This is a genomic window from Lactobacillus nasalidis, from assembly GCF_016587775.1.
Lineage (GTDB): Bacteria > Bacillota > Bacilli > Lactobacillales > Lactobacillaceae > Lactobacillus > Lactobacillus nasalidis.
The window spans coordinates 1-4,126 of record NZ_BOCG01000181.1; the positions used below are offsets into that span (position 1 = coordinate 1).

At 54.7% G+C, this 4,126-nt stretch carries 6 protein-coding genes; 3 read left to right on the forward strand and 3 right to left on the reverse strand.

Features of this window, described 5'->3' with window-relative positions; translation table 11 throughout:
* Window positions 1-361: glutamate racemase (locus lacNas_RS03275; RefSeq protein WP_201346586.1), on the reverse strand; the 361-nt coding region annotated here is incomplete at its 3' end.
* Between the two features lie 234 nt (window positions 362-595).
* Between lacNas_RS03275 and lacNas_RS03280 the strand changes: the two genes are divergently transcribed.
* The 3 genes from lacNas_RS03280 (at window position 596) to lacNas_RS03290 (ending at window position 3,197) form a co-directional block, all read left to right on the forward strand.
* The gene (locus lacNas_RS03280) at window positions 596-1,309 is read left to right on the forward strand and encodes a Bax inhibitor-1/YccA family protein (protein WP_201330835.1); all 714 of its coding nucleotides are present in this window, start codon (window positions 596-598) and stop codon (window positions 1,307-1,309) included.
* A 136-nt stretch (window positions 1,310-1,445) separates the two neighbouring features.
* Window positions 1,446-2,645, forward strand: a complete 1,200-nt coding sequence (locus lacNas_RS03285; RefSeq protein ID WP_201330834.1) for an MFS transporter — start codon at window positions 1,446-1,448, stop codon at window positions 2,643-2,645.
* A 177-nt stretch (window positions 2,646-2,822) separates the two neighbouring features.
* Window positions 2,823-3,197 carry a hypothetical protein gene (locus lacNas_RS03290; RefSeq protein ID WP_244661414.1) on the forward strand — a complete coding sequence of 125 codons (375 nt, stop codon included), beginning with the start codon at window positions 2,823-2,825 and terminating at the stop codon, window positions 3,195-3,197.
* A gap of 52 nt (window positions 3,198-3,249) precedes the next feature.
* On the opposite strand, the gene lacNas_RS03295 is transcribed toward lacNas_RS03290, so the two are convergent.
* Together lacNas_RS03295 and lacNas_RS03300 are read right to left on the reverse strand one after the other, a co-directional pair.
* Window positions 3,250-3,540 carry a PAS domain-containing protein gene (locus lacNas_RS03295; protein WP_244660666.1) on the reverse strand — a complete coding sequence of 97 codons (291 nt, stop codon included), beginning with the start codon at window positions 3,538-3,540 and terminating at the stop codon, window positions 3,250-3,252.
* Window positions 3,541-3,543: 3 nt separating this feature from the next.
* The coding region (locus tag lacNas_RS03300; protein WP_201346587.1) for a GGDEF domain-containing protein at window positions 3,544-4,126 on the reverse strand (583 nt) is incomplete at its 5' end.

The window sequence follows — 4,126 nt, forward strand, 5'->3', positions numbered from 1 at the left end:
TGGCCATGGCCACCACGGTCTTGCCGGGATTTTCCTCAGCCGCCGGCTTGACGGCCGGCTCGATCCCGATGATCGGCAGGGAATATTCCTGCCGCAGGCGGTCTGCCGCCGCGCTGGTCGCCGTGTTGCAGGCAATCATGATCGCCTTGACCTGGTGGCGGGCGATCATTTCCTCGACCACCTTCCTGGCCAGCTCGTAAACCTCTTCTTTGCTCTTGACGCCATAAGGGGCATGAGCCGAATCACCATAGAAGACATAGTCTTCGTTTGGCATCAGATCAACCAGCCGGCTGAGCACGGTCAGCCCGCCCTGCCCGGAATCAAAAACGCCGATTGGCCGATCAGCATATTCTTTTGACATATTTTGACCTCCTCTAGCTATTAATTTTGAACCTTTTATCCGCTTTCTTCAATGATAAGGCGCTTTTCTTTTCGTCCAAGCCGGAATTTCTTGATTTTTTCTTTAGGCAAAACCGTCCGGCTTGCTTTTTTTATGGGCTATGTTATCGTTATAGCTAACCCTAAAAAGCAAGTTGGCTGCCGGGGGCAGCCGGGGAATTTTTGCAAACAGTTTTTTAGAAAGAGCGAAAAAATCATGTTTAACGTCTCGCCTGAACAAGAGCGCCGGCACATCGTCGATGACTCCGCGCTCAACGGCTTTTTAACCAAAATGTACTCAATCATGGGCCTGGCCGTGCTGGTCTCGGCCTTGACGGCCTACCTGACCCTGACCGTCTTCTCAAGCAGCCTGCTGCCGCTGTTGACCAACCGGGTCTTCCTCTGGGTCCTGCTCTTGCTGCCGGTCATTTTGAGCGTGGCCATCAGCTTTAAGGCTACCCGGAAACCGACAACCGCCTTCTTCATGCTGATGGCGATCGCCTTTGTCTACGGGCTGGAATTCTCCCTGCTCGCTTTCGCCTACACCGGCGCCCAGATCGGCGGGGCCTTCATCTCAGCCGCCGCGGTCTTCATCGGCATGGCCGCCTACGGCACTGTCACCAAGAAGAACCTTGACACCATTGGCGCCTACGCTTCAGCTGCCGTTTGGGGCTTGATCGTGGCCAGCCTGGTCAACATCTTCTTGAGAAGCACCGCTGCCAGCTTCATCTTCTCCATCATCGGCGTCATCATCTTCACGATCCTGACTGCCTGGGACTCCCAGAAGATGAAGAGCATCTACGCCAGCTACGGCGGCCAGGTTCCGGAACTCGGCCTGGCGGTCAACGGGGCCCTGCTCTTGTACTTGGACTTCGTCAACCTCTTCCTGCAGTTCCTGCAGATCTTCGGGATTGCTGACAACGACAGATAAAGCAAAGTTTAAGATTTTCCGCTTGAAAAGGCTCTCTTCTGACCAGAGGGCCTTTTTTTCTTGACTATTTTTTAGGCAAGAGTATCGTAAAAGATATGTAAAGTTTTTTAACAGCTAGTGTAAAGAAGGTCTTAGAGTGCAAAAGAAGCCCGTATGGAAAAGAAATCTGCAAGTTTCGGCGGTCAGCGTCTTCCTGGCTGGCATCGCCTTTTCAGAAATTACCCCCTTTTTGTCCCTGTACATTGACACTCTGGGAAAGTTCAGCCACCAGCAGCTCAGCTTCTGGTCGGGGATCGTTTTCTCAGCAGTCTATGTCGTTGCCGCCCTGGTTTCCCCGATGTGGGGGAGGCTGGCTGACAAAAAGGGTCGCAAGCCGATGATCTTGCGGGCCTCCCTGGGCATGGCCATCGTCTTCACCTGCATGGGCCTGGCGCAGAACGTCTGGCAGCTGCTGTTTTTGAGAGGGATGCAGGGCGTGTTCGCCGGCTTCATCTCCAACTCCAATGCCTTGATCGCCGCTGAAACGCCTAAAAACAAGGCCGGCAAGGCCCTGGGCATCATGAGCTCGGCCACGACTGGCGGCCAATTGCTGGGGCCTTTCGTCGGCGGGGCGCTCTCTCAGGCCTTCAGCTACCGGGTGACCTTCTTCATCACCGGTTCCCTGCTCTTCATCTGCTTCATTTTGTCAGTCCTTTTCGTCAACGAAAGCGACTTCGTGCCGGTCAAGAGCACCGAGCGCGGCAGCTTCAAGGACACTATCAAGCAGTTCTCCAGCGGCCAGCTGATCCTGGGATTGCTGCTGACCACCTTGATCATCCAGGCGGCCAACAACTCCATCAACCCGATCGTTTCCTTGTATGTCAGAAGCCTGATGCACAATTCCGGCCAGGTGGTCTTCATCAGCGGGGTCATCGCGGCCCTGCCGGGGATTGCTACGGTGGCGGCAGCCTCTTACTTCGGGGGCCTGGGCGACCGGATCGGAACCCACAAGATCATCTTGGGCGGCTTGATCGGCTCAGTCATCCTCTTTTTCCTGACGGCCTTCGTCCGCAACACGGTTGAACTGGGGGTCTGCCGCTTCTTGATCGGCTTCACTGACGCCTGCCTCTTCCCGCAGGTGCAGACCATGCTGACCAAGTACAGTCCCAAGCAGCTGACCAGCCGGGTCTTCAGCTGGAACCAAAGTGCCATGTACATCGGCAACATTTTCGGCCCGATCCTCGGGTCCACCGTCTCGGCCCACCTCGGCTACAACGCCGTCTTCCTGGTAACCAGCGGGATCGTCTTGATCAACCTGCTCTTGTACCGCACCAATATTTTGAAAAACATCGCGTAATAAAGAGGCTCCAAGTTTGTTCTTGGAGCCTCTTTGCTTGCTTTGATTGCATAGCAAAACATGTGAAAAAATAAGAAATTTGTTGGAATTAAACAAGTTTTTTCAACAAATCCTATGCGTTTGCTCAAAAAAATTCTCCGCATTATACTTGAGGAAATGTCAATCTAAAAAAGCGAGGTGCCCCTTTTGAAAATTATCACGAAAATTCTGCAGGCGATCAGTTTCGTTCTCGGCCTCTTCCTTCTCTGGGAAGCCGCCCTCAACCTGGCCGACTTCTGCAATTCCGCCAAATTGATGGGCTGGAGTACTTTCGCGCCCTCCATCATCGCCGAATCGATTTTTATCATCATGTTGGTCGGCGAATGCTGGCTCAGCCTGCAGGTAAACAGCCTGAGCGACCGCGGGGTCTTCTTTGCCCTGACCGGAATGCTGCTTTTGACAGCAGGCGAAATGATTGCCCCGGTCTCTTTGGGATCGGGCTTTCTCTGGCTGAACCTCCTGCTGCTCTTAATGGTTCTGCTGGCCCGCTTTGCTGTCGACTTCCGCCAGTAAGGCGAACCAAACATAAAAAGGAAAGCCCTGCTGGGCTTTCCTTTTTTCATTTCTAACGCTTTTTTCTCCCCATGGAAAGATCGTCGGGCAGAACGAAGACGACGAAGACATCGCCGTAATAATCGTCCTCGACGTACCGGCCCAAGGTGCTCAAGCGCCGGACTTCCCCGTTCTTTGCCCGGGCCCGGTAGTTCAAAAACAGGCTCTTGTCAGGGTCGGTCTCTTTTCTCTGCCGCTGCAGGCTGATGGCTTGCTCAGCTTCAGCAAAGTCGTCGGGGATAACGAAGTTGTTGTAGCTGGACTTGGTATAAGCCAGAAATTCCTCATAGCTCCTGCAGCCCATCAGCTAAACCAGGTAGTCGTTGGCAAAAAGAATCTCCCGCTCCTGGTCATCCGCCCGGTAGATCAAGATCCCGCCCGGCAGTCCCTGGGCAACGTTCTTGACGTTGAAGCCGAGCTGGGCCCGCTTGACCCGCTTCATTTCCGGTTCAAAGTGCTTGGCCGCGTGCTTGCCGTGCATTTTGGCGGCATACAAGGCCGCGTCCGCCTGGGTGACCAGGTCCTTGACCGTGTCGGCCTGGCTTGGGAAGTCGGCATAGCCAGCCGAAATCGTATATCTGACCTGCTTGCCATCAGCGGTAAATTCCTGCACCCCCCTGACCGCTTCCTCAACCAGCTTCCGGGCCTCAGCCTTGTCTTTGGGAATCGCGGCGCAGAATTCATCCCCGCCGGTCCGGCCAATCAAGGTCTCAGGCGGGAAATTTGTGATCAAGTGCCCGGCCAGATTCTTCAAGGCCAGGTCGCCGACCACGTGCCCGTAGACGTCGTTGACAAATTTGAAGTCGTCCAGGTCGATAAACGCGATCGTCAGCGGCAGCTTGGCGGGAATTTCCGGGCGCAGGTCCAGCTGCTCCAGAAAGCCCCGCCGA